Source organism: Bacteroidota bacterium (assembly GCA_023957335.1).
Taxonomy (GTDB): domain Bacteria; phylum Bacteroidota; class Bacteroidia; order NS11-12g; family UBA955; genus JALOAG01.
This window is the reverse complement of sequence record JAMLHC010000002.1, coordinates 368,022-390,252: the sequence shown is the minus strand read 5'-3', so window position 1 is coordinate 390,252 and position 22,231 is coordinate 368,022. Positions and strand designations below refer to the sequence as shown.

General features: G+C 37.8%; 19 protein-coding genes. All 19 read right to left on the bottom strand.

Features of this window, described 5'->3' with window-relative positions:
* Positions 1 to 312: 312 nt before the first annotated feature.
* Positions 313 to 558 (bottom strand): DUF4372 domain-containing protein, encoded by a 246-nt coding sequence (locus M9892_05165; protein ID MCO5253742.1) that lies wholly within the window; start codon positions 556 to 558, stop codon positions 313 to 315.
* A 132-nt stretch (positions 559 to 690) separates the two neighbouring features.
* Positions 691 to 930 (bottom strand): hypothetical protein, encoded by a 240-nt coding sequence (locus M9892_05160; protein MCO5253741.1) that lies wholly within the window; start codon positions 928 to 930, stop codon positions 691 to 693.
* Positions 931 to 1,572: 642 nt separating this feature from the next.
* Complete coding sequence (locus M9892_05155; GenBank protein MCO5253740.1) at positions 1,573 to 2,169, bottom strand: DUF4372 domain-containing protein; 597 nt, start codon at positions 2,167 to 2,169, stop codon at positions 1,573 to 1,575.
* Positions 2,170 to 2,215: 46 nt separating this feature from the next.
* A complete protein-coding gene (locus tag M9892_05150) occupies positions 2,216 to 2,842 on the bottom strand; it encodes a hypothetical protein (GenBank protein MCO5253739.1) in 627 nt (208 codons plus the stop codon).
* Positions 2,839 to 5,955, bottom strand: a complete 3,117-nt coding sequence (locus tag M9892_05145) for a hypothetical protein (protein MCO5253738.1) — start codon at positions 5,953 to 5,955, stop codon at positions 2,839 to 2,841. The genes M9892_05150 and M9892_05145 overlap by 4 nt, the downstream gene beginning before the upstream one ends.
* A gap of 462 nt (positions 5,956 to 6,417) precedes the next feature.
* On the bottom strand, positions 6,418 to 8,991 hold the full coding sequence (locus tag M9892_05140) for a PIG-L family deacetylase (protein MCO5253737.1): 2,574 nt from the start codon (positions 8,989 to 8,991) through the stop codon (positions 6,418 to 6,420).
* A 69-nt stretch (positions 8,992 to 9,060) separates the two neighbouring features.
* The gene (locus tag M9892_05135) at positions 9,061 to 9,633 is read right to left on the bottom strand and encodes a hypothetical protein (protein ID MCO5253736.1); all 573 of its coding nucleotides are present in this window, start codon (positions 9,631 to 9,633) and stop codon (positions 9,061 to 9,063) included.
* Positions 9,634 to 9,647: 14 nt separating this feature from the next.
* Positions 9,648 to 11,504, bottom strand: coding sequence for an ABC-F family ATP-binding cassette domain-containing protein (locus tag M9892_05130; GenBank protein MCO5253735.1), 1,857 nt, complete (start codon positions 11,502 to 11,504; stop codon positions 9,648 to 9,650).
* Between the two features lie 53 nt (positions 11,505 to 11,557).
* Positions 11,558 to 12,844 carry a hypothetical protein gene (locus tag M9892_05125; protein MCO5253734.1) on the bottom strand — a complete coding sequence of 429 codons (1,287 nt, stop codon included), beginning with the start codon at positions 12,842 to 12,844 and terminating at the stop codon, positions 11,558 to 11,560.
* A 113-nt stretch (positions 12,845 to 12,957) separates the two neighbouring features.
* A complete protein-coding gene (gene rfaE2 / locus M9892_05120; protein MCO5253733.1) occupies positions 12,958 to 13,449 on the bottom strand; it encodes a D-glycero-beta-D-manno-heptose 1-phosphate adenylyltransferase in 492 nt (163 codons plus the stop codon).
* Entirely contained in the window at positions 13,436 to 14,455 is a 1,020-nt protein-coding gene (locus tag M9892_05115; protein MCO5253732.1) for a flippase-like domain-containing protein, read from the bottom strand. Before M9892_05115 ends, rfaE2 begins: the two co-directional genes overlap by 14 nt.
* On the bottom strand, positions 14,456 to 14,800 hold the full coding sequence (locus M9892_05110; protein MCO5253731.1) for an aspartate 1-decarboxylase: 345 nt from the start codon (positions 14,798 to 14,800) through the stop codon (positions 14,456 to 14,458). It lies immediately after the preceding gene.
* Between the two features lie 78 nt (positions 14,801 to 14,878).
* On the bottom strand, positions 14,879 to 16,255 hold the full coding sequence (locus tag M9892_05105; protein MCO5253730.1) for an NADH-quinone oxidoreductase subunit N: 1,377 nt from the start codon (positions 16,253 to 16,255) through the stop codon (positions 14,879 to 14,881).
* A gap of 23 nt (positions 16,256 to 16,278) precedes the next feature.
* The gene (locus M9892_05100) at positions 16,279 to 17,736 is read right to left on the bottom strand and encodes an NADH-quinone oxidoreductase subunit M (protein ID MCO5253729.1); all 1,458 of its coding nucleotides are present in this window, start codon (positions 17,734 to 17,736) and stop codon (positions 16,279 to 16,281) included.
* Positions 17,736 to 19,634, bottom strand: coding sequence for an NADH-quinone oxidoreductase subunit L (gene nuoL / locus M9892_05095; protein MCO5253728.1), 1,899 nt, complete (start codon positions 19,632 to 19,634; stop codon positions 17,736 to 17,738). Before nuoL ends, M9892_05100 begins: the two co-directional genes overlap by 1 nt.
* A 4-nt stretch (positions 19,635 to 19,638) precedes the next feature.
* The gene (gene nuoK, locus M9892_05090) at positions 19,639 to 19,947 is read right to left on the bottom strand and encodes an NADH-quinone oxidoreductase subunit NuoK (protein ID MCO5253727.1); all 309 of its coding nucleotides are present in this window, start codon (positions 19,945 to 19,947) and stop codon (positions 19,639 to 19,641) included.
* A gap of 2 nt (positions 19,948 to 19,949) precedes the next feature.
* Positions 19,950 to 20,447, bottom strand: coding sequence for an NADH-quinone oxidoreductase subunit J (locus tag M9892_05085; protein ID MCO5253726.1), 498 nt, complete (start codon positions 20,445 to 20,447; stop codon positions 19,950 to 19,952).
* 159 nt (positions 20,448 to 20,606) lie between these two features.
* Complete coding sequence (gene nuoI / locus M9892_05080; GenBank protein MCO5253725.1) at positions 20,607 to 21,155, bottom strand: NADH-quinone oxidoreductase subunit NuoI; 549 nt, start codon at positions 21,153 to 21,155, stop codon at positions 20,607 to 20,609.
* Positions 21,156 to 21,185: 30 nt separating this feature from the next.
* Entirely contained in the window at positions 21,186 to 22,226 is a 1,041-nt protein-coding gene (nuoH, locus tag M9892_05075) for an NADH-quinone oxidoreductase subunit NuoH (GenBank protein MCO5253724.1), read from the bottom strand.
* Positions 22,227 to 22,231: the final 5 nt, after the last annotated feature.

Below are 22,231 nucleotides of genomic sequence, written 5' to 3'. Positions count from 1 at the left end.
CCTGAGAGATATTAAGTGTTTTGCAATTGCCACATCGTGTTTAAGCCCGTCTGTCATGCATGTAAACAGGAAGGCAGGTGTCGTAATCTAATACAGTATGAAGCTTTATTGCTCCTTTTCTTTTGCGGTATTGAGCCCAATCAAACAGCTAAGCAAAAGAGAAATAACTGTGGAGTCTACTATGATACGTTTCAGCATTCTTGCAAACTGTCGTTTCTTTTGAAGTCCGCTATTGAGCGAGTTGAAAGTTCAAAAATAAAGATCCTTGAAAGCACGCCATTGCGATGATGATTTTGACAATGTAAGCAGAATTTACTCAGAAGTGATATAAACTCCTAAGTGATTTAAATTACCAGTAGCACTCTTAAGTCCATTCGATATTTCTCTTACACTATTTGCCTTGGCAAATTGACAAAACAACATTGACACTAAATGAGTCCAAGTGTTAACTCCTTTGCAGTGTCTGTCAGAGTCGTGGTTGTTTACAATTTTTGTGAAAGAATTCCTGTCTATTAAGCCAAGAATTTGAAAAAACAGATTTACATTTGTCGTGGGCATGGTGTTTTTTTTTGTACACCCCAAAATAAATGTTTTGGGTTAAAATTTAATCCATGCCCTTTTTACTGAAATTTATCTTGGACAGATGTGGGAGATAATATTATTTAAAGATACTAATTTTGACATTTCTTCTTAATTTAAATTATCTATTTTGATATTCCCTTCCTTATCTATTTTAATCAGATATGTGCTAAGGATATCAGTTGTATAATCAGACTCTCCTTTTTCATTAATAATATCATATTGCCATGAGTCGATTACTTTTATAGTCCCATCTTTATTAATAAAAGATTCCCTGAATTTATTAGAACCATCACTGTAATAATAAAAATAGACAGGAACATTGCTGTCCAATATATTTTTAAACACCAATGAAACGATTAGAAAATGAGTACAGTTACGATCTAAAAATGTTGTTTTGTCAAATCTACCCCTCCGATTTTATGTTATAAAAATGCTTAATTGTTGGCTAGCTGGAGGCTTCATTTTAATAAAAGGATGATTAAGCCAATACCATAAATCTATTTTAGCAAAAAGATTTACCCTTATAAGTCCCACCAATTAAATTGGACAGATGCCATGCATACTTTGCCTTATTCTGAAGATATTTGATAGAAGAATGGTGATTAAAACAGACAGAAAAACTTGGATAAATATAGCATTAGGACATTTATAAAGTTTTGATTTTAATGCTTGTTTAATCGTTTGAAGAAGGTCTATAATCTCTCACATCTAATTTTAACCAAAGTGCGAATATTGTTTCTTTGCTGTCCGTCTGTTGGTGAGAGAATCAGTTCTATTTTTTGCACTGGATCATAACCACTACTGTGCTTGGTTCTTTGCAGGAGTATTGATTAATTAACGTCTTAACTCCCGTCAATACTATAATTTGGTCTTTGACTATTAATCCCGTTTTGTCTTTAATCTCATTTCTTTTATACACTGTATTGTATGTTTTTCTTTAATCTGCTTACAAACGTAATCTTCTGCTGTCCAAAACATTCAACCATTAATCTACATAAATGTCATAACCAAAACAGAGCCTGAGGGAATATTAAGTGTTTTTGCTATTGCCACATCGTGTTTAAGCCCGTCTGTCATGTGCATGTAAACAGGAAGGCAGGTGTCGTAATCTAATACAGTATGAAGCTTTATTGCTCCTTTTCTTTTGCGGTATTGAGCCCAATCAAACAAACTTAAGCAAAGAGAAATAACGGTGGAGTCTACTATGAAAATTTTACGTTTCAGCATTCTTGCAAACTGTCGTTTCTTTTGAAGTCCGCTATTGAACGAGTTGAAAAGTTCAAAATAAAGATCCTTGAAAACTTGCCAATTGCGTTGTTGATTTTGATAAGAAATGGTGGATTTACTCGGTGAACATGAAACTCCTAAGTGATTTAAATTACCAGTAGCACTCTTAAGTCCATTCGATATTTCTCTTACACTATTTGCCTTGGCAAATTGACAAAACAACATTGACACTAAATGAGTCCAAGTGTTCACGCCTTTGCAGTGTCTGTCAGAGTCGTGGTTGTTTACAATTTTTGTGAAAGAATTCCTGTCTATTAAGCCAAGAATTTGAGAAAACAGATTTACATTTGTCGTGGGCATGGTGTTTTTTTTTGTACACCCCAAAATAAATGTTTTGGGTTAAAATTTAATCCATGCCCTTTTTACTGAAATTTATCTTGGACAGATGTGAGACAGGAAGAACTTTTGCAGTGCTGTTGCTTTTATTAAACAGTATTAAATGCCCACATTCTTTATAATCTAAACAGAATTTTCTAAATTCATTAGAGAGGAATTTGTTATTATTTTCGTCTTCATAAACATAGTAGCAATCAAAAATGGAAATATCAGGCAATTTAAACATATATTTACTAAAATGAAGCATGCTGTCAAAGGGTTTGTTGTTCCGGCAATTGATTGATTCAAGCCCATATTCAATGGATATATATTGCAAACTATTGTATTTTGGCAAGTCATAAAGCTTATAAAATTCATTGATTTCTTTATTCAATAAAATGTCCTTATATAAATTAATTTGGAAGTTGTTTTTCTCGAAATACTCAAAACTAATTTTAGGTCCGAATGGAAAAGCTAATGAATCTAGGTGAGAAATAGATGAGTCTTTTTGAATTGTTGGTATTAAAGTAATCGTATCCGGTTGTTTCATCTTATTGTCATCTATTATTGAATCAACATTTTCATTTGTGTTCTCCATTGTACATGAAGAAAGCAAGATTATGATAAAAGTATTTGATACGGAAAAAACTAATTTCATAGTGGCAATTCTTTAACACCATTTCGAATAATAAAATTTTCAGAATGTAGATGGTTGTCATGTAAGGTATCTTTAACAACTTGAGTTGGTACACCATTTACTAGTATCGTTTTATATCCTGGAAATGCATCTCTTATAATTCGTGCATTTCTTAAATTATTAATTGCGTTTGCTGTCGTTTCTAATGTTGTTTTTGAGTATCCAATTAAAAAAGTTCTGAATCCAAAAGTATGCAATCTGCTCATGAAATTAGCATTATTTTGGTTGCTGTTTTTTAAATAACCTGTATCCATTGCAAACCCATTTACGTGATTAGCACTTGGATAGCAACTTCCATCCCCATATGCAAGACCTTCACTAGTAATATTGTTTGTTTCATTAACCAAGGCTCCAATGAGAGCTGCTACTATAGGTAAGTTTCCAAAAAATCTAAAAGTATTTACTAAACGAAATTGGTTATCATTTATCAAGTTGCTATCATCTATAATGGCATCGTCAACTCTTACCATGAATATTTTTTTCGATTGATTTTCATATAGACCAGCTGTATTTCCACCACTTCTTGCTGTAGTATATATGTGTCTATTTGTGTTATGTCTATATGAACTGCCAGCATCAACGCCATTGTGAATTGTAGGTGTTTGATAGTTGATTAACAACGCGTAACCACCAGGCACGATATGTGACCTATTATTTCGACCATTCTTTGCCATTTTGTCTGCCATTACAATATCAAAATTGGCTATATGTATAGATTGATGTTGATTCTCTTGTGTATGATAGTAGTAATGAATTTGTTGTACTAAACTTTGATCGTTTGCAATTGTATTATCATCTATTAGAGCCTCTCTGGTTGAAAGTAATCTTTTCCTAACTAGGCTTAAATCTATGTTATCTGTAATTTTTATAACTCCATCGTGGTATATGTGCATTTCAATCTGGTTTTGTCTTGGAGAAACCGTTTCTTGCTCTGAAAAATCTTTTGAATGAAAGAACTGATTGTCTCGGCTATAAACTACAATATCCTGTTCGTCTAATTGTGGAGTAATCATTCCTATCTCGTTAGTTCCACCGCCATTGGTTGTGCTTGCAATTCCCTGAATGCGTATTGTATATTTGTGATAGCGCATGTTTTCAGGCGCATCGGATGTAAGAGGGTTGCCGCTGTCGGGGTCTAAGTAAATATACCTGTGAAAATCATCGTAAGCCAAGCCTGTCGTTTCATAAATGGCGGTCAGTTCTTCATGGGTCAGCCCCAGTAGCATGAGGTTTTCTTTATGATTCTTAGAGATATCTTTTCTTCCCGATTCGCTATACCAATTAATGCCCAGTATTTTAATGTCGTTATTATCAATCTTATAGCTTCGGCAGATTAAATCCATGTTGTTTCGTAATTTTGAATCCTCAAATAATGGATTTTCGTGGAGATTGAATTTTCTGTTATAGGTTGGCAGAAATTTTTTTTCACTATTGTTCTCATCTTCTTTGTAAATAGTGGTGTATAGCAATACACGAGGAGGGTATTCCCCACCTCCGAAGATTGGTGCTCCCGTTCGCTCCCAATATGCGCCTGATTTCGCACAAAAGGCAAAGTTCCCTGTTCCGTCCGTCTCATTAAGTTTCTGATGAATGAGATGATTTTTGCAGGATTCTATGGCTTTGTTTTTACGAATAGGGTTTTCAGTAGTGCCGGGGATGTCCTCACTTTTAAAAGTCCCTAAGATGAGGCTGTCAAGCTCAATAAAAGCGTTGTTGAAATACTTTGAACTTGGCATTACAGTGCTTGATGGAGTTTGGCTATGATTTTGCCTAAAATAATATAGCTTAATGAAGCGGGCTACATTGTTCCTCGTAGTACCGGAATCTTTATTGGGAAAATGAATTTTGTTTTCTTTTGTATATAGGTCTGCTGTTGTAACAGGAAGTGGTTTAGGAAGTAATGCGTCTTTCTTTATCCAGTTGGATGATGCACTTCCGTCTCTGATACTTATGTCTTCCAGAAAAATCAATGGCTGTTCTACGTCATCAAGCCGCAATTGAAATCCAATTCTGTTTTTATTGGGTACAGGACTTGTTCCTGTCCAATCTTGAGCCTGCGAGAGAATGATTATTGGCCAATCATTTGTATGGTACTTTTGGGCTGTAACTGTCGCTTTACCAAGTCCTATTTTAATGTTACTGTTATTGATAGTCTGGTCATCGTAGTTGCCATAGAAATTATAAGAAAATCCCCTGTCGCTTCTTATGTCAAGATAAACGGTATGCTTGGTTTCAAATTTGTTTAGGAATACAGTGTAAAGGTATAGAGGAGAACCTGAATTGCTATTGGTTGATTTGACCACTTTTGAGCCTGAATATTCAGTAAAATTAACATAACCTTCATTATAAAACATACCAAACAGAGCAGCAGGGTCTAGAAAAGATAATACCTGTTCTTTCAATCTGCGCTTTTCCAAGTTGGTTTTTGAGGTAACATTAATCTGGTATTTAGAAGTATTGGAATTATAAAAGCCGTTTCTTAAATAGCCGAGGGTAGTAATTACTTCTTCGGCATTGTCAATGAGAACTTCAAAATCTATCGGATGCTCTTCGGTTTCATGTGTGCCTCCAAAATCGCCAAACCACTCACCTTCCTTTACATATATTGGTTCTACAGTGCCAGAAACGGTACATAGAAGAATATCTTCAATGTCGGTACTGTCCGGCAGGCTGTCACCAAAACCTATTAAATAGGCTTTTGGGTCTGGATGGTTTTCGTTTTCAGCCCAAAATCTTGCAATTAATTCATTGTTGCTGTCGTCTGCGGGTGTAATATTACTTCCACTGATTAAGCTGCTTTTCAGTATACCTCTGTATATGTAATATTTAACCTGTAAATAAGACTTGGGTGGCTCATTAGGTTTAATGAGAACATTAACCAAGTCAGAATCTACAGATGATTGTTGCACCAACATTAATCCGTCTTGGCAAGCAAATGCTTTTGCAGTATTTCCATTCGGTAATTCAAATCGGGCGGAGATATTGTATAAATCAGAAGAAGTTCCCCCATCAGGACCGTATTTATCCGAAGCATTTTGAGCAGGAAGTACGGTATGTTCTGTAAAGAAGTGCATATTTCTTAGATTGTTTAGGTGAGTACTTATTGAATATTTTCAGCCATATTGTGGTTTTAAAATGTCTGCTTTGCTCTTAGCCTAAACGAAGAAAAAAACTGATTTGAGACTGAAACAGACAAAAAAGCAGCTTATAATTCCCCCAAAAGACGTGGGCTAAGTAACACCCTAAAACCAAACTGCCAAACAGATTATTGCCATTGTGGATAAAAAGAAGGGTTATTAACATGGCAAAATACTCCCCCACTGCTTGTTTCAAAAAGGGATAATGTATTTTTATGCTATTGGGTTTATCAACATGTTGTTAAGAGGGAGATTTTTAACGACCAATATCTAACACCTGTCGAAAATTCAGTTATTTCTGTTGCTCTATCCGGTTGAGCTATGGGTGCGGATAGGCTTTTTTTGAGGGCTGCAAATATAGGCGATTGGCAATAAGAAAAAATACAATTTTTGATTTTTCTATGGGTTATAAATTAGATTGATGAAAAGCCTATATGCCCCAAGGTTTCCGGCAGGTAATTCTCGAAAAAATACGAAGCCTGTATAGATATAGCTGCCTTTGCCATAATCTGCATAAATAAGTGCTCCATCATTCGCTTGTTCTTTCGGGTCTGCCATTGCAAACAAAGAAACAAATTGGGAGTCTCGTGCTCCTGCAAAATAAATTCCGCGTTCTTGTATCCAATTATCAAAATCCGCAGATGTAATTTTAAACGGTTGTTGCACTAATTTGTGTGTAGGTTGCAAGAAAGTAATTTTGGTGGTTTCATCTGTAACACGATTGGCTGTAATGGTGAGAGGATAAGGTGCAATATTAAAATCTATGGGAGCAATACGATTATTGGTGTTGTATTGTACTAACAATCGCCCGCCATTGTTTACAAAGTTCAGTAGATTGGGAAATTGGGTCTGCAGTTCGGGACGCACGTTGAACGCCCTCACGCCTACAATGATAGTTTTGTACATGCCTAATACGGCTGTGTTACTCAAATCGCTTTCACTCAACTCATCTACATGAATACCAATTTCTCTGAGACATTCCATCACCATGTCACCTGCTCCCGGAATGTAGCCTACACGCCCTATTTTTTGTGCTAGTTCTTGGCTGACAGGCGAGAGGACAAGTTGGGTTTGGGCTGTGGAATAAAGTATCTGATTTGGAATATGCGGATATGTTATGCGTTTTTCAGTTACATCATATTGTTGTCCGTCTGTCATGATATAATACGAAAGGGAGGATTGATAACTGCCGCTTTGTTGAATGGCAGATGCATTTTCAAACAGCTTTAATTTGATTTCAATATTTTTTTCTGTCCCTGCTTTTCCAAACTCTAATTTAAAATCCTCAGGAGTATTTAGTAATTGCCATTCTTTGGGCACTTCAACAAACAAGTTTCCTTTGAAATTGTCTTGATAACACTTAACCTTTACGTGGATGATTTTTTCAACCGCTTGATTGTTGTTTTCGCTCAGCAGAAAGAAAGTTCGATTTGTCTCAGGCATTATAACTGCCAGAGGAACAATAAAAACAGGTTGATATAGCTCGCCTTTGGAAGGGTCGTTTGTTTTATATTTTAGGGTCGGGTTTTGTGTGATATAAAAATCAGGTTTGCTAAAGTTCAATGATACCTCAGCTTTGAACAATTCAGGATTTTTAGCCAATCCTGCCAAACTCAAATCTACATCTGCAAACAGTCCTTTGCTTTTGGGTTTCCTCAGCCAATAAGGTTGCGAAGATTCATAGTAAAAGGTGTTTGGGATGGTATAAACAAAGCTTGTATCCCACTTGTTTTCGGTGAGCGTTTTTTTGATATCAAGATTCCCGAATTTGAAATGAAGTTCTATGTTTTGTTTGGGTTGCAAACGTGCAACCATAGAAAAGGTAACTTTTGTTGTTTGACCGGGGACAAGATTTTGTTTGTCTGTGGTTATTTCGCAGAATACTCCTGCGCATTGACTGATGATATGGTTGAGTGCTTCTATCTTCCGGTTGAGCCAAAATACAGTGGGAGAGGTTAATTCGTAGTTTTGTTCTATCTCGTTTCGCAGGGCATACAAGGCTGGTATTGACTTGTAAGGGGCTTGGAAATCATATTGGGCAATGATATTATTGATTTTTTGAGTAATTATTTTTGCTTTGCCTGCATTGTTGATTGCATTTGTCCAGCCTGTGTCAATACCTTCCATGAAAGAATTTTGAGGTTTGCTGCCTTCCCATGCTACAAAGTATTCATAAATCGGATTGCGTACTAATGGGGTTCCAAATCCCTGACTGCTGTGTTTGGAGCGGCTCATAGATGCAATTTCGCCATAACTCATGCCCAGTATGGGGTCATAAGTTCCTACATTTAATTTGAACTGTGTTTCGGAGGTGGTATTGTTGTTGCCAAAATTAAAGGTGTTCCAAAATAGCTTTTTTGCTTGCCAAACCGGCACCTCTTTGAGTTGTTCAGGAAACATATTAGGGTCTGCTGCGGCTCTGAATGCCTCTTTAGCTAAAATAGCAGAAGCAGTATGGTGTCCGTGTCCTCCTTCGCCTGTGTCAGGGAAACGGGTGATGATTACATCAGGTCTGAATTTTCGAATTACCCACACCACATCGCGCAAGACAGAATCTTTGTTCCAGAATGTGAATGTTTCTTCAGGATTCTTGGAGTAACCAAAATCATAGGCACGGGTAAAGAATTGTTCTGCCCCATCCACCATACGTGCTTGCAAGAGTTCATTGGTTCGAATAAGCCCTAATGCTACGCCTTGTTCAGTCCCTATCAGATTCTGCCCGCCATCTCCGCGCGTAAGGGATAAATAACCCACCCTGTATTGTCTTCCTTTGGACAAATAGCTGATGAGGCGTGTATTCTCATCATCAGGGTGTGCAGCTATGTATAACACAGACCCAAATTGATTGAGTTTTTGAATTTCTTTAAAAATAGCTCCTGAATTTTGCGCTTGTGCCTTGATTGAATGAGGTGAGAACAAGGTAAGTAAACATATAGAAGCCAATGCAATACATGTTTTATTAAAAAATTTCATGTTTGCGAATGTGCAATATTCGTATTTCCTATCCAAATGTTTTGGATAAGGTTGATTCGTTTTCGATAGTTAGCGTAGCTTAATACCTATTCCGAATCTTAGATACTCTTGGAAAAACTCATGTGTTCCTATATAAAAATTAATAGGCGTAAATTCATAAACAACTGCGCTTTTCTTGGGATTGATTCTGATGCCTACACTGGGAATCAAAGCACCATTCACCTCACCGAAATAACGATGACGATAATTTAAATAATAGTCATGATAAGATTTGAGTCCGAAAACTCGATTGACACATACACCCATTCCTACAACCAATGAAACTGCTTTGTAGCGCAATAAATCAAATTTAACACCTGATTCTAAGGTCAGTACACTGAAATATTGTTCTCCCACATCATTAATTCCAATCGAGCTAAATAAGCCATAGGTGAACGCAATATTGAGGCGCAGGCGTTCTTTCCATATATTTCTCTCATAACCTGATGTTATGCCATAGCCCAAGCCGTTTTGTTGAAAGCCGTCACTGATGCCTAAACCTATTCCGTAATGTATGGTGTTTTTGGAAAAAATGCTGTCATTGCCTTTAACAGAAAGGGTTGAAAACAGAATGAAAAAGACCGCTATGGTTCTGAATTGCATTGTACAAAGATGGTTTATTCAGAGAGTTCTAACCACCTCATTTCTTTATTGTCAATCATTTGGATAATAGACGTGAGTTTGGCACTGATTTGTGTGAGTTGTTCATGTGACAGGCTGCTGTCATTCAACGAATCGGCAAGTTTTGTTTTTTCGATTTCCAACTGAGCGATTTCATTGGGTAAATTTTCCAATTCAAGTTTTTCTTTATAACTGAGTTTCTTTTTGGAATCTGTTTTTGGGATGATTTTAGCTTCGGTTTTAACGGGCTTGATTTCGTGACTATCCGTTTCTTTGATTTCCTGATACTGTCTGTATTGTGTGTAATTTCCGGGGAAGTCTTTGATATTTCCATCGGTTTCAAAGACAAAAAGATGGTCGCAGAGTTTGTCCAAAAAGAAACGGTCGTGCGAGATAATCATCAAACATCCTCCAAAATTTTCCAGATAATCTTCCAATACATTCAAGGTCAATAAATCCAGGTCATTGGTAGGCTCGTCTAAGATGAGTACATTGGGTTTTCGCAACAGAACGGTGAGTAAATATAATCTGCGTTTTTCGCCACCACTCAGTTTTTCAATGGGTGTATAGTGGCTGTTGCGCGGAAAAAGAAATCGTTCCAAAAGTTGGGCAGCATTGACACTCATCCCGTCAGGAAGTTCAAAATTTTCCGCTATTTCTTTTACCAATTCAATGATGCGTTGTCCTTCTTTGAACCGCAGTCCATCCTGTCCAAAATAGCCAATGACAACGGTGTCTCCGGTGTCTATAGTGCCTTCGTTTGGTGGTAGCTTGCCAATTAAGGTTTTTATAAGTGTGGACTTTCCACTTCCGTTGGGTCCAATAATCCCAACCCGTTCACCCGGTAGAAATTTGTGTGAAAATTTGCTAAACAGCCAATGTTCTCCATCAAAACTTACCCCAATACTCTTTGCATTGATTACCTTATTTCCCAAGCGTATCATGTCTGATTTGAGATGCAGTTTACGGTCGGCTATTCTTCGGTTTGCTTGTTGACTCAATACCGCAAACGCATCTACTCGTGATTGCGACTTGGTTGTACGTGCTTTGGGTTGTCTGCGCACCCATTCTAACTCTCGGCTATACAGATTTTTTGCTTTGGCAATGTTGGCAGCAAGATTGGCATAGCGTTCTTCTCTTTTCTCCAAGAAATAGCTGTAATTCCCTTTGTATGAATAGAGATTTTTATCATCCATTTCAAAAATTGTATTACATACTCTATCAAGGAAATAGCGGTCGTGGGTAATCATAAAAAGAGTGATATTACTTGCGCTTAAATACTGTTCAAGCCATTCCACCATTTCAATATCTAAATGATTAGTGGGTTCATCTAATAGCAATAAATTGGGTTCTGACAATAGCACTTTTGCCAAATCAAGTCTTCTTTTTTGCCCACCTGAAAGGTTGCCCGTGAGTTGTTTGAGATGTGTAATTTTCAATTTTGCCAAAATCTGTTCTGCTTTGGCTTCAAAATCCCATGCTTGTAGGTTATCAAGTTGTTCGTATGCTTTGTGAATGGCTTCACTATCTCCCGATTCAAGACTGGCGGTGTAATCGCTGACAGCTTTGGCAATAGGGGAGTCCCCCTCGAAAATACTTTCCAGTACAGTACTCTTTGGGTCAAAATGTGGTTCTTGCTCTAACAATGCCACCCGAATACCATTGCGTGTAACAACTTTTCCCTTGTCCGGAGGCTCTAAACCGGCTAAAATTCTCATCATTGAGGTTTTTCCGCTTCCGTTGGGTGCAACTAGTGCAACTTTATCTCCTTTTTCTATCCCAATAGTTATATTTTCGAAAAGTGTTCTTTCGCCTAATATTCGGGCAATATTCTCTGCGGATAGGTAATTCATAGGGTGTGCAAAGATAAGTTTTTGTCAGCGGGTGTTAGTTCGGCAAATCTGTTTTATAGAGGGGCAAAGAAACTCAAGTAGAGACCTGTTTTGCCTAAGCCGTTTCTTGACAACTCCAGCCTAATCACCCTGTCATAAAAAAAAATGAAGTCAGTTCCTACTCCATAGCCCGTAAGTAGCGTGTTTGGCAAGCGGTTGCCCTTGTATTCTATAGGGCTGTTTACATATCCTGCATCGAAAAATAATCCCGCCATCCATGTAAAAGTAACCGAGCGAAAAGCCGAAGGAAGCGACCATGAATAATGTTTTTTATCTTTGACTATGGCATATTTCAGGTTGCTTCGAAACAGAGCAAAATCTTTTCCGTCAATCACATAATATTCATACCCGCGTACGAATTGATTTTCATATCCCAAAGCCCTGAAATCTGTATAAGGAACCAATGAAGACTGACTCGTAGAAGCGGTTATGCCTCCGTTTGTGAAAACCCTCTCCGACAAAGGAATATAGATGTTGGCATTGACCCCAAATTTGATATTGTGTGTGCTAAAGCTTTTAGCAGGATTGTAAAGGTTGTATTCGGCAGTTGTTTTCAGAAAATACCCTTTGAGCGGATACCCACGAATATCGCGCTTGTCAAAAATAAAGCTATAATTCAACCGTAGCGTATTCATGAATGATTTGCTTTGGGCTAAAAAACGATTGTTCACTTCGGGAGTTACGACTGTGTCTGCAACCTGAATGTTTTGAAAAGTTAAACTAAGTGTGTGTTTGTCAAAAAAATTGTTTCTATAGGTTGTATAAAGCCCGATGCCCTTGCGCCAAATCAGAAATCTGTTGCGGTCAGAAAAGAAAACAATCTTGTCATCTTTGGGAATTGCCCAAACTTCTCTGTTGGCGGAATAGCTTGCCTCAAAACCAATTCCCCAATGCTTTTTACTGTCAATAAACGGTAGCGCATAAGCTATGCTTGTCAGATGCGTGTAGCCGCTGTTGAGCAAGACAGCGAGCTTGTCAGCGTTGCCGGTAAAATTATACCAGTATGTCCACAGCCCATAGTTAAGCCGGTTAAAGTCTTTACTTAGCCACCATTGGTTAAAGTTGCGGTCTGCAAATTGTAGAATAGGAACAGGATAGATATACCAATCTTCCTTGACAGCCACAAAAACATTTCCGTTGGAATCATTCACAATCTGTGCTTCATTGAACAAGTTAGTGTTCAACAGTTGTTTCTTACTTTGTTCAAAGAGCAAAGGAAGTTTGGAAGTTGCCAGCGTGTCACCTTCTTTGAAATTAAGCTCCCGCAGGATGATTCCGTCCTTAGTCTTTTTTTGACCCATGAGGAAGATTTTTTTGACTATGAAATGTTGATTTTGCAACAAAGAATCTTGTTGAGCCAAAGCGTCCACGATAAAAATACAAGTTATAAGTAAAGCGGCTAACTTTCGCACATCTATTTGTTTTCTTTCAGAATTTTCTGTTCAATCGAAGTGGTGGAATATCCCTCAATAAAAGGAATGGTCTTGACTGTTCCCCCATTGTCGGTTACTTCTTTATACCCAACAATGTCTTCGGGATTATAGTCTGCACCTTTTACCAAGATGTCCGGCAGAATAGTACTGATAAGTTTGTGCGGAGTGTCTTCATCAAAAATGATAACCAAGTCAACAAAATATAAAGAAGCAATAGCCAAGGCTCTGCCTTGTTCGTCTTGTAATGGTCTGGATGGTGATTTGCCTAATCTGCGCACCGAATTATCCGAATTTACGCCCACAAGCAAAAAATCGCCCAACTGACGTGCTTCCATCAAGTATTCCAAATGTCCTCTGTGAAGGATGTCAAAGCAACCATTGGTGAATACTACGCGTTTGCCGAAAGTCTTTTGTGCAGTAATAATTTTTAAAGCATCTTCAAGGCTTAATATTTTGGATTTAGGATGTCGCATTGATTTTGTTTTTCATAATACTCAGATGAATTAACGCAAAAGTACCCAAAATGATGAATCCAATCACCTGAGTGAAGAAAAGAAGACTGGCAAACAGAGTGGCATGCTCCAGCGAGTAACCATAAATTTCCATCAATCCGTTTTGGGTTGTCCAAATACTACCCACGCCCCCTGGTGCGGGCACAATGACACCAATGGTAGAAAATAGCAATACACTCAAACCTGTAAAAAATCCTTCACTTTGTGAAAACTCAAATGCCTTTAAAATACTGATGGTTGAACCCAAATAGGTGAGCCATATAGCAAAGGTTTGCAAGGTGAAAATCACAGGTTTATTGAGTTTTAATATACTTTTTGCACCCTCGATTATGCCATTGACAAACCCAATTAGTTTTCCTTCTTGTGAGTTGAGTTTATTCTTTTTTCTTCTCACAATCCAATAATACCCTGCAAATACAAATGCGACTATGCACAACACTATAGGGTAGAAGAGGCTGAATTCATAGAATGATTTGAATTTTTGGGACAATGGGGTCAGGATATTCTTGTCAGTAAAGTCGAAAAGCAAGTCAAATTGCAGCCATAAAACCAATACAACAATCAAGACCGTCATCAATAGGTCAATAATTCTTTCAGTAACTACAGTCCCAATGAGTTTTTGAACCGGAATTTTGCACACGTCACCCATCAAAGCACAACGAGAAATCTCGCCCGCTCTTGGAATGGCAAGATTGATGAGATAGCCCGCCAACACAGTAAGAAAGCCCGGGTAGGTACGTGCGCTGTTATATCCAATAGATTTGAGCATAATGGTCCAGCGTGCAGCCCTGATCCAATGCCCTAATGCGCCCACTATCATAGCCGTCCCAATCCAGAATAAATTGGCTTGTTTGAGTCCTTGCAGAAACTGTTTCCAGTTAATGTTTCTAAAAACTAAAAATAACACCAGCGCCCCAATCAGTGAGAAGATGGTAATTCTGATGATTTTTTTGCTTTGTGGCGTCACTTAAATTTTATTAAAGTCGTTTGGGAAAACGACAGTAGGTTTATGTTTCTTGGCTTCATCAAATTCCATCTGGGCAAATGAAATGATAATCAATACATCGCCTTTAATTCCTTTGCGGGCAGCAGCCCCATTGATGCCAATAGTGCCACTCTTTCTTGCGCCTTTGATAATATATGTTTCAAAACGTTCACCATTGTTATTGTTAACCACCAATACTTTTTCATGCTCAATCATGTTGGCAGCATCCATCAAATCTTCATCAATGGTGATACTGCCGATATAGTTAAGCTCGGTTTCTGTAACTTTGGCACCGTGTATTTTGGACTTTAAAACCTGAATGTACATAAAAGGGTTGCAAAGGTAGAATTTTTTAGAGAATTTTTTGGTAATTAGGAACTGATTGAATCAGAATTACTCAAACAGTTATAATAGATTTGCAAATATCTGAGGCGCAATACCTATTAAAATGCTCAATACTCCACAGATATAAAGCACTGTTAAATTTGAAGTTTTATTATAAAAAACAGGCTGTTCATGTTCAGCATCTTGAAACACAGCAATGATAACTCTGAAATAGTAAAAGATGCCAACCAAAGAACACAAAACGGCTATAATTACCAACCATACAAGATTGGCATTTAATGCAGAAATAAACATGAAGTATTTTCCAAAAAATCCTGCCATGGGAGGTATTCCTGCCATGCTCAATATGCAAATACTTAACATGATGGCAGTTAGCGGATGAGCGCGAAACAGACCTCTAACAGATTGAATGTCTTCTTTGCCTGTCGTTTTATGTAAATGAAACAAAAAGTTCATCACGCCCATTACAGCAATAGAATAAGCTATCAAATAATAGACAAGTGCATTGCCCGAAGTTGCGCCCGGTGAAGCCAAAGACATCAACATATAACCTGCATGTGCCACGCTGGAATATGCCAACATGCGCTTGAAGCTGGTTTGACTTACAGCGGTAATATTGCCCAAAAGCATGGTGAGTGCTGACATTCCTGCAAAAATTGGAGTCCAGAAATTATCAACGGCAATAAAACAAGAAGTAAATAACCTGTAGAGTGCAGCAAATCCGGCAATCTTAACCACACTCATCATAAATGTGGTTACGGGCGTAGGAGAGCCGTCATAGACATCCGGTGCCCAAAAATGGAACGGTACAGCCGATATTTTGAATGTCAAACCAATCAACATCATGATAATGCCGGCATAAAAGTATAAAGGTAGCGTACTCTGATTTTGTGTAATATAATCGGCTATTGCCTGAATATTGAATGATGCAGTAGCACCATAAATAAGTGCTATACCCATGAGCAAAAATCCGGTTGCAAATGCACCCATCATAAAATACTTCAATGCAGCCTCATTGCTCTTGAGGTTAGATTTATTGCTCCCAGCCAAAATATAGAGTGCAATAGACAGAATCTCCAAACCGATAAATAACATGGAAAGGTTAGAAAAGTTTGTCATCATTACCCCACCTGTAAGAGCAAAAATGATTAAAGCAAAATGTTCGCCTTCACTGCTTGGACTTTTAAAGAAGTCTGCTGACATCATAAACCATAGCGTAGTGAACCCAATGAGCATGGATGTAAATACAACCGCATAGTTATCGGTTTGTACCATGTTGTTGAAATAGGAAGCAAAAAGCCCCCAATCCCGTATTGAAAACACCAATGCTGTCAGCAATCCCAATATGGATAACGCATAAATGATTTTCTTAAACTTAAAAACATCCGAAAGCATTGCTGCTATGCCCGTGATAGAAAGTATGACTATGGTATTCAAGTTGTTTTTTGTTTAGTTAAAAATTATCCGGCACTGATTAAATTGAGTAATTGCTGAACACTTGGGCGAGCGACATCCATCAACAAAGAGGGGTAGATACCTCCCAACAATACCAAAAAAGAAATAATACCGAGTATGGCTTTTTCTGACAATGTAAGAGGGGTAAACGTGTTGGTATCAAAATGACTGTCTCCGAGCATAATGGCTTGGTAACTCCTGAACATATATACGGGACCTAAAATGATTGCCAAAGCAGCAACAGATCCTATCCAAACATGATAGTCAAATATTTTAGTCATGATGAGAAATTCACCCACAAAACCATTAAAAAGAGGCAGTGCTATGGTGCCCAAAAGAATAATCATAAATGAAATGGCAAAAAAGGGTTGAACCCCGGCTATACCACCTAACTCCGCCAGCGTTGATGTTTTCATTCTATGTCTCAAAATATCGACAATAAAGAACAAACCAACAGCATTGATACCGTGACTTAACATCTGGAACAAAGAGCCTTCTAACGCCTCTTGTCTAAGCGTAAATAAGCCTGCTGCGATTAATCCAACGTGAGCAATAGAAGCATAAGCAACCAAACGCTTGAAATCCTTCTGAATAATAGCAATACATGAAGCATATACCACTCCGATAACACAGAGCACAATTACTGTAAAACCATATTCATCAACTGCACCTGGCGCAATCGGTAACAACCAACGTAAAATGCCATACAATCCCATTTTGAGCATAATGCCCGATAATAACATGGTGCCTTGTGTGGGCGCATCAACATAGGTGTCAGGTTGCCATGAGTGAAGCGGGAATATGGGTATTTTTACTGCAAATGCAACAAAAATGGTCCAAAACACAAATGCTTGTTGAGAAGCGTTCAATTGTAATTGATAAAAAGCATTGATATCAAATGTGTGATTGTCGGGAGTTTGTAAATAAAGATAAATCAAACCTACAAGCATAAACAAACTGCCGGTGATTGTATAAATAAAAAACTTTAGCGTAATTCTAATCCTGTCTTTGCCGCCCCACAACAAAGCAATAAAGTAAATTGGAAGCAGCGCAAGTTCCCAGAAAATATAAAACAAAAACCCGTCTAGTGCTACAAAAACGCCCAACATGGCAAATTGCATTAATTGTATGAGCGCATAAAACAGTTTGGGATTTTCAATCTTCCGATTGAAAGAAGACAGTAGAATCAAAGGAGTCAGAATGTTTGTCAAAACAATCAACATCAGACTAATGCCATCCATTCCGAGTTTAAATGTAATTCCCAATGAAGGAATCCATGGAAAACTGACTATGAATTGCATGCCTGATTCGGGTACAAATACGCTGAACAAATAGAACGTAAATGCAGTGCTGAGTAATGACATCACAAATGCGACTTTAGCGGTAGTTTCTTTCGGAGTTAGTAGTGATAGCACCATACTTACCAAAGGCAACAGTAATATTATCAATAGCATATTATTCATTACATCAGTAGCTTAAAAACAAAAATGCAGATTATTCCAATTACCATGGCGGTCAAATAAAACCCAAGCTTGCCGGATTGCAAGGTGCGTAAAGCCGCAGCAAAATTTGTTGTCAGCTTTGGCAATTGGTTTACCAGTCCATCAATCATTTTCAGGTCAAATACCTTATAAAACACTTCCGAAATTGCATCCAGCGGTTTGCGGATTACAGCATCATAAGCCTCGTCCACATAGTATTTCTTTGCCAAAATCTTTGCAAAACCTTTGGTATGAGCATCATCTTCGGGGACTGTATTATCTGTAACATAGATCTTACGGGTATAGTAATAAATCAATGCAAGACCAATAATAGTACCAGCCAGAAGTGAAAAATCAAAAGTGTGAGAAGCAATAAATTCTTTGGGAGAATTGATGACCGGTGCAACATAGTCATTGAAAATATGTCGGGTGCCGAGTTTCTCATTTATCCAATCAGGCATTCCGATGAAACCGCCCAAAACAGACAGTACTGCAAGTGCTATCAAAGGAATGGTCATGCTCAACGGAGATTCATGTAAATGTTCTTTTTGGTGCTGTGTTCCTCTAAAATTAGCATGGAAAGTAAGCCAATACAGACGTAACATATAGACAGCTGTTAGAACCGATGTCAACGCAAGTAATGTAAATATGATAGGCGAGGCAATCCAAGTTGCGGCAAGTATTTCATCTTTAGAAAAGAATCCCGAAAATAGGGGCATCCCGATGATAGCAAGCACACCCGTCAAGAATGTAATATGAGTAATAGGAATATACTTTTTCAATCCACCCATTTTGCGTATATCCTGTTCTCCGCCCATTGCATGGATCACACTTCCTGCGCATAAAAACAACAGTGCCTTAAAAAAAGCGTGTGTAACCACATGAAATAATCCAGTCGTATAAGCACCAACGCCAAGTGCCACAAACATATATCCAAGTTGGCTGACTGTTGAATAAGCCAAAACTTTTTTAATATCATTTTGCTTGATTGCAATGGTTGCCGCCATGAATGCTGTTGCAAGTCCAATGACAGCAATAATTTCGCTGCTGATAGGCGAGAGTGCATATAAGATATTACTGCGAACAACCATGTATATGCCAGCTGTTACCATAGTCGCAGCATGAATCAAAGCAGATACCGGTGTTGGTCCTGCCATTGCATCAGGGAGCCAAGTGTATAAAGGGATTTGAGCACTTTTTCCAACAGCACCTACAAATAGTAGGAGTGTTATGGCGGTGAGAGTGGCTGTTCCTTTTGGATAGGATTGGGCAGCTTCAAACACTTCTTTGTAGTCCAAAGTAGCAAAAGTTTGGTACATAAGGAATATTCCCAACAAAAACCCAAAATCGCCAATACGATTCATCACAAATGCTTTTCTCCCTGCATTGTTGTAAGCAGTATTCTTGAACCAAAACCCAATAAGTAGGTATGAACAAAGCCCTACTCCTTCCCAACCGGCAAACATGACAATATAGTTGTTGCCCATTACGAGCAATAACATGAAAAAAACAAATAGATTGAGATAAGCCATATAACGTGGATAATCCTCGTCATTTTTCATGTAGCCAATAGAGTAAACATGTATCAAAAATCCAACTCCTGTAATCACCAACAGCATTACGGAAGAGAGCCTGTCAACCAAAAATGTCAGGTCTAAATTGATGCCTCCGGCATGTATCCATGCAAATAATTTAGTTGAAATAGATTGAGTATCTCCCAATAGCTGCGAAAAGAGGTAAACGGAACAAATAAATGAAATCAATACAGTGCTACTGCCGATAAGCCCAACTAATGATTTAGGCATTTTTTTGTTTACCAGTCCGTTGATTAAGAAACCGGCTAAAGGCAAAAGTGGTATGAGTGCTACAATCAAATTCATCCGCTTATTCTTTCAGTCTGTTAAAAAAGTCTATATCAATTGACTTGGCATTGCGATAAATCATTGCCAGTATAGCTAATCCCACTGCTACCTCAGCGGCAGCTACCGCCATAATAAAGAAAACAAAAACTTGTCCTGTAGGGTCGTTGTGTTGGTTGCTGAATGCTGCAAGTAATAAGTTTACAGCATTGAGCATAAGTTCTATACACATGAAGATAATGATTGCATTTCTGCGAAATAAAACCCCTATAACACCAATACTGAATAATATGATTGAAAGCAGTATGTAATGATCTATTGTGATTCCGTTCATTTTTATTTAATATCTTTTTTGCCAAGCATTACCGCCCCTACTATGGCTGTGAGAAACAATACAGAGACCATTTCAAATGGGAGCATATATTTATTATAAAGCACTTCTCCAAGTGCCTGAACCATGCCTATTTCGCTGTTTTGATTAAGCAATATGTTATCAGTGCCTTTCATCACACTGATAATAACAATCATAAGTAAACCACCGGACACTACGGCAGTAAATTTTGCAATTGTACTCTTGTGAGGTTCAATATCTTTATTCAGGTTAAGCATCATGATAATAAATAAAAATAAGACCATGATGGCTCCTGCATATACAATTAAATGGACGGCAGCCAAAAACTGAGCATTTAGAAGGATATAATGTCCAAAAAGAGTGAAAAAGAAAAAAATGAGATAGAGTACGCAATAAACAGGGTTGCGTGAGAATACAGTAAACAAAGCACTGACAATTGACAAAGCAAAAAGTATGTAAAAAGCGTACTGACTCAAGGTAATTTTTGATGGTTTATAAGCGACTGCGAAATAATATTTTTATTCTTAATTTAGACATATATTCTAGGTATGTTTTTTCACGATTGTTATAGGTCAAAATCATGTGTAATTATATTGTGTTTTGAGGGTTTAAAAATGTATTGATAAGTGCTCCTATTAACTTTATTCTTCTAATCTTCGATGTGCGCGTCTTCTAATACTTACATCAATACGTTCGCTTTCTTCCTTACCTTCCAACAGCTTGTCTTTGCCATAGATAAAATCATCGCGTAAATCCTCCGGTTCTACCAATCGGTCGGTCAAGAAAACTGCCTCCTTTGGACAAGCTTCTTCACATAGTCCGCAGAAGATGCAGCGCAACATATTGATTTCATATACAGAAGCATATTTTTCCTCTCTATAAAGATGTTCTTCTCCGGGTTTGCGCTCGGCAGCGGTCATTGTGATTGCCTCTGCAGGGCACGCCAAAGCACACAGCCCGCAAGCAACACAATTTTCACGTCCTTCTTCATCGCGTTTAAGCACATGCTGTCCGCGCCAAATTGGCGATATGGGACGCTTTTCCTCAGGGAATTTGTATGTAACTTTCTTTTTGAAAAAGTGCTTGATGGTAATGACCATGCCTATGATAATAGCAGGAAGATAAATCTTTTCTTTCCAGCCCATAGGCTTATTTCCTACCACTTGACTTCTGTTCGTTAAACTTTGCATTTGAATTTAATTTTAGTGAATCATGTAGTTCTAAAAATGAAACAAACCGTTTTTCCATAATGTAAAAACTCCGGTGAGCAATACATTCAAAATTGAAAGTGGCAACAGCATGCGCCATCCCAATCGCATCAACTGATCGTAACGAAAACGCGGGATTGTCCATCTAACCCACATGAAAAAGAAGATAAAGAAAAATATTTTAATAAAAAAGAATACTACTCCTAATATTGTTACTATGTTGTGTGATAAACTCAATTCACTTATGAAAGGCATGTTAAAACCACCAAAATATAAGGCAGAAATAACAGCAGAAGAAATGAACATGTTGATGTATTCGGCAAATAGATAAAATCCCAACTTCATGGATGAATATTCTGTATGAAAACCGCCCACCAATTCCGTTTCACATTCAGGTAAATCAAAAGGTGTTCTGTTACATTCTGCAAAAGCGCATATCAAAAAAATAAGGAATCCCAATGGTTGATAAAATACATTCCAATGCATCCCGTGTTGCTGAAAAACCATTTCGCGAATACTCAAAGTGCCGGTCATCATTACAAGAGCAATTATTGACATTCCCATAGCCAATTCATAACTAATCATTTGAGAAGAAGCTCTTAAAGCCCCCATAAGAGAATATTTGTTGTTAGAAGCCCAGCCGCCTATCATGATGCCATAGACCCCAATAGAAACAATCCCGAAAATATATAAAATGCCAATATTGATATCGGCAATTTGTAATATATATTCTTTTCCATTGATAATTAATGTGTCGCCCCAAGGTATTACCACGCTGGTCATACATGCAGTGAGCATCATGATACCGGGACCTAAAATAAATAAAGCCTTATTGGCATGGTCGGGAATAATTTCTTCCTTCATGAACATTTTGACACCATCGGCTAAGGGTTGCAAAATTCCAAACGGACCGGCACGATTGGGACCTACTCTGTCCTGAATGAATGCAGCCACTCTTCGTTCTGCAAATGTGGAATACATCGCAATTACCAATGTTATAGCAAATATGGCTACAACAAATGTGATTTTAAATATCAGTTCTGAATACTCCATTGCTT

What these genes read in the sequence shown, in the direction of transcription:
- nuoH (MCO5253724.1), bottom strand. Translation starts at nt 22,226, where the DNA reads ATGGAGTATTCAGAACTGATATTTAAAATCACATTTGTTGTAGCCATA.
- M9892_05130 (MCO5253735.1), bottom strand. Translation starts at nt 11,504, where the DNA reads ATGAATTACCTATCCGCAGAGAATATTGCCCGAATATTAGGCGAAAGA.
- nuoL (MCO5253728.1), bottom strand. Translation starts at nt 19,634, where the DNA reads ATGAATTTGATTGTAGCACTCATACCACTTTTGCCTTTAGCCGGTTTC.
- M9892_05155 (MCO5253740.1), bottom strand. Translation starts at nt 2,169, where the DNA reads ATGCCCACGACAAATGTAAATCTGTTTTCTCAAATTCTTGGCTTAATA.
- M9892_05145 (MCO5253738.1), bottom strand. Translation starts at nt 5,955, where the DNA reads ATGCACTTCTTTACAGAACATACCGTACTTCCTGCTCAAAATGCTTCG.
- rfaE2 (MCO5253733.1), bottom strand. Translation starts at nt 13,449, where the DNA reads ATGCGACATCCTAAATCCAAAATATTAAGCCTTGAAGATGCTTTAAAA.
- M9892_05125 (MCO5253734.1), bottom strand. Translation starts at nt 12,844, where the DNA reads ATGGGTCAAAAAAAGACTAAGGACGGAATCATCCTGCGGGAGCTTAAT.
- M9892_05150 (MCO5253739.1), bottom strand. Translation starts at nt 2,842, where the DNA reads ATGAAATTAGTTTTTTCCGTATCAAATACTTTTATCATAATCTTGCTT.
- M9892_05110 (MCO5253731.1), bottom strand. Translation starts at nt 14,800, where the DNA reads ATGTACATTCAGGTTTTAAAGTCCAAAATACACGGTGCCAAAGTTACA.
- M9892_05100 (MCO5253729.1), bottom strand. Translation starts at nt 17,736, where the DNA reads ATGAATAATATGCTATTGATAATATTACTGTTGCCTTTGGTAAGTATG.
- nuoK (MCO5253727.1), bottom strand. Translation starts at nt 19,947, where the DNA reads ATGAACGGAATCACAATAGATCATTACATACTGCTTTCAATCATATTA.
- M9892_05165 (MCO5253742.1), bottom strand. Translation starts at nt 558, where the DNA reads ATGCCCACGACAAATGTAAATCTGTTTTTTCAAATTCTTGGCTTAATA.
- nuoI (MCO5253725.1), bottom strand. Translation starts at nt 21,155, where the DNA reads ATGCAAAGTTTAACGAACAGAAGTCAAGTGGTAGGAAATAAGCCTATG.
- M9892_05135 (MCO5253736.1), bottom strand. Translation starts at nt 9,633, where the DNA reads ATGCAATTCAGAACCATAGCGGTCTTTTTCATTCTGTTTTCAACCCTT.
- M9892_05140 (MCO5253737.1), bottom strand. Translation starts at nt 8,991, where the DNA reads ATGAAATTTTTTAATAAAACATGTATTGCATTGGCTTCTATATGTTTA.